Genomic DNA, 1,031 nt, shown 5'->3' on the forward strand with positions numbered 1-1,031 from the left:
ATTTTTTTAACAATCAGTTGATAGCCTTTATGTACAACTTCTAACTGACTTCCAAACATCTCCAAAAAAACATCTATCCCAATTTTAGTATCTTGCTCCGGGCTGTCGGGAAACGTAAACTCGTAATCGTCAAAAATCATCAATCCCCCAACTTTCACCAACCTCCAAGATAAAATCGCATCTTGCAGAGCACTGGTGGGTTTATGACAGCCGTCAACGTAAGCAACATCGTAATATTCCGAAGCCAAATTAATTAACAAATCTTGAGAGTAACCTTCTAATTCAATTACCCGCTCTGCTGCTCCCGTTTTTACAATATTGCCCTTAAAATGTTGTTGAAAATACAAATCAATACAAGTAATCTTTGCCGTCGGATGAGTTAAAATATTATCCAGCAGCCAGCAAGCCGACATTCCCTGAAAACTGCCGATTTCCACCACTTGAAAATCCGCAATTCCCGTAAATTCCTGCAAATGCCGTTGCCAAATAGGAATATTGTGGGTAAACCAATCTTGGGTAAATTGATAATTTTTCGCCGCACACTCAGCCCAACCCCTCAATTCTGCCGCTTTTTGGTGGCAAATGATTGCTTCTTCCAATTCCCCTAATTGCGGTAAAATATTTCCTAAATCGTTGTAAGGCGTAGAATTGCTCGGCTCGATTTCTATTTGGTGGCGGTAAGCGGCAATTTGTGCGTATAACTCCTGTTGTTTCGCCCGAACCTCATTCAGTTGGGCGGCAACTTCCGCAGCATTGGGTTCAATTTTCAGTGCCATGCTATAAAATACGATCGCACCTTCCAACAGCTTTTGTTTCGCTAAAATATTGCCTAAATTTATATAAAACTCTGCTCCATCTAACTCAATTCCCAGCAATTTGTGGTAAATTTTCCCGCTTGCAAGTACCTCTACACCTTGACAATAAGTTGCGATTGTGCTGTCTAAACCCGATTCGCTGCGCTTCCGCAAAACATATCCCAACTTCTGATTTATTCCCGTCAAATTCGGCTCAATCTGAACCGCGTGCAGGTA

General features: G+C 41.5%; 1 protein-coding gene. It reads right to left on the reverse strand.

Translation table 11 applies throughout. The annotated features are described in order from the left end of the window. The coding region (locus QUB16_RS33425; RefSeq protein ID WP_333322698.1) for a class I SAM-dependent methyltransferase at positions 1–1,031 on the reverse strand (1,031 nt) is incomplete at both ends.

The sequence above is a fragment of the Microcoleus sp. D3_18a_C4 genome, assembly GCF_036702415.1.
GTDB lineage: Bacteria > Cyanobacteriota > Cyanobacteriia > Cyanobacteriales > Microcoleaceae > Microcoleus.